Raw genomic sequence first — 2,343 nt, forward strand, 5'->3', positions numbered from 1 at the left:
TCATTTTGTTTTGTCGCTTTCTGCGTTGTTGCTATCGGCGACTTGTCCTATATTACACCTCTATATAATAATAGTCAACATTTCTTTTTCATTTTCTACAAAAAAAATTCCACACACTCATACCTCATCTTTATTTTACATATGTATATATAATCAAGATACATGAAAGGAGTGCATCAATTGTTGGATCCTTCCTTATTACACATCATTAGTACTAATGCAAGAAGCCCACACTATCATAGAAACTTTCCTCTCATTCTATTTTGGAGTCAAAAAAGTGGTTGTACTTCCCTTGCTAAGTGGTTTTTTTACCAGGTTGATTTATTACAAACAGCTTTAAACTATCACCCCTTCATCCATAATTTCGAATATGAAATATACAAAAGTACACCGGCCTATAATATACGGCTAAGTGTAGCACTACGAGATAAACAAAAGGAAACTTTCAAACTGGTTCGCAATCCGTTTAGAAGAGCAGTCAGTTCTTTCGTGTCCTTAATTGCACCTCCTTATGTAGAAAATGAAGAATGGAAACCCATTCGAAAGTTTTTATATCAAAATGAAAATTCTCCTAAAGGAATCTCATTCAAACAATTTTTATACTACCTATTTACTAAAGGTGCTCATGCAAATGATATTAACGCTCACTTTACACAACAATATATAGCAGGTGAAGAAGAGTATGTAACCAATTATATATACTTAGAAAATTTCGATCAGGAAATGAAAGAATTAGAAAAACGTTTCGAATTAAAACCTGCACCGATAAATGAGTTTTCAACATCATGGCATCATCAAACCCCTGCCATGATTTATAAAGGGAATTTCAGCGATGCCGATATTACTGATCCTTTATTCCCTCGTCACCCGACTTTTGAAAGCTTTTATGATGATGAATGTATACAGCTCGTCAAAACAATATTTCAAAAAGATTTCGATACATATAGATATAACAAAGAATATCCCTACTAATTTAAGTCCATTATCTTCGCTAAATATAAAAAGATACCTTATACATATATATGAGGTATCTTTTTAACATTTAAACTATATAAAACGTACAATTTAACAGTCCCTACTATCCATTTTATTACCCTTTAATAGATTACGTAACTTTTGCTTATCCGCCCATCCTACTCCAATTAAAACTAGACTCCCTCCCATTATTATCTTCCATGTCAGAGATTCATTTAATAGGATAATTGAAGTAATGATACTTATTAACGGCAATCCATTTAAGTACAGTCCACTTATTGATGCTGAGACCGTCTCTAGCGCTTTATTCCAGAACCAATATGCTAAAATTGTTGCCCCGATAACAAGGTATACTACACTAAATCCAATCTTCCATGTTTCGATTTTTGGGAAACCGTAGTAAAAAATTTCTATCATTGCAAATGGCAACACAATAGCTGCACCTATCATTAGTGTTACTGTAGTGAAAACTTTATTAGATAAACGTCGTTCTTGTTTTGGCCGTTTTAACAAAACTGTGTAGAACGCAAATAAAAAGGTACTTAATAAAATAAGTATATCTCCTATTAAAGACACCTCTTGATTAGTATCGCTAGATGGAATTGTAATAAAGAGCACTCCTATAGCGCCCAACATAATTCCGATCCAATAATCCATCTGAATTTTCTCTTTCAGAAAGAACGCTGAAAAAAGAATTGTAACTAATGGCAATGCAGCATCAATAATACTAACATGTAATCCACTTGTTAAAGAAATACCATAGGATGTGAACATAAAGTACCCAGCTACACCAGTAAAAGACAGTAAACTCATTCTTTTCCACGGAATATGTTTATGTATAACTGCTTTTTGTAGTTCGTTAAATGAGAAAAACATACAAATTCCACCCGCAAAGAAAAGACGAATAAATAACAAAGTAAACGGTTGAATGGATTCTAATGCCCATTTCGTTGGTGCAATGGCTGTTCCCCATAATATAACAGCCACTAATAACATGCATATTTCTTTCATAATCCCCCACACCCATCAAAAAATATATGTTAACTACCTTAATTATAGATTTTTTCTTAGGTAAAATCCTTTAAAACCACAAAAAGGTTATGCAAAAAATAGCCATCCAGCTCTTTTTTACATAACCTTTTCATATTAAACCAAAACATTATTGTTCATTCGACAACTAAATTAACATAAAAAGGAAATCCTTACCTTCAATTTATATTTAAACGTATTACTTTATCATCCGAATTTTATTTTATACCGTTTCTATTTCATTCCTTTTTCGTCTTTAGGGTTATTAAATTTATGAATTTTAACCTTCGGTAAATAAAAATAAACACAAAAAAACCTAAGTCGAAACGACTTAGGTTT

The 2,343-nt window shown here is 32.0% G+C and carries 2 protein-coding genes; one reads left to right on the forward strand and one right to left on the reverse strand.

All coding sequences use genetic code 11. The annotated features are described in order from the left end of the window. Nucleotides 1-180 precede the first annotated feature (180 nt). Complete coding sequence (locus tag JFU54_RS02470) at nucleotides 181-972, forward strand: sulfotransferase family 2 domain-containing protein (protein ID WP_002191765.1); 792 nt, start codon at nucleotides 181-183, stop codon at nucleotides 970-972. 93 nt (nucleotides 973-1,065) lie between these two features. Here JFU54_RS02470 and JFU54_RS02475 read toward each other — a convergent pair whose 3' ends face one another. Beyond that, the gene (locus JFU54_RS02475) at nucleotides 1,066-1,986 is read right to left on the reverse strand and encodes a DMT family transporter (protein WP_002140184.1); all 921 of its coding nucleotides are present in this window, start codon (nucleotides 1,984-1,986) and stop codon (nucleotides 1,066-1,068) included. Between the last annotated feature and the right edge of the window lie 357 nt (nucleotides 1,987-2,343).

The sequence above is a fragment of the Bacillus sp. TH19 genome (genome assembly GCF_016651075.1).
Classification (GTDB): Bacteria; Bacillota; Bacilli; order Bacillales; family Bacillaceae_G; genus Bacillus_A; species Bacillus_A mycoides.

Excerpts from the sequence above, each read along its gene's own strand:
- JFU54_RS02475 (WP_002140184.1), bottom strand. The coding sequence starts at position 1,986 with ATGAAAGAAATATGCATGTTATTAGTGGCTGTTATATTATGGGGAACA.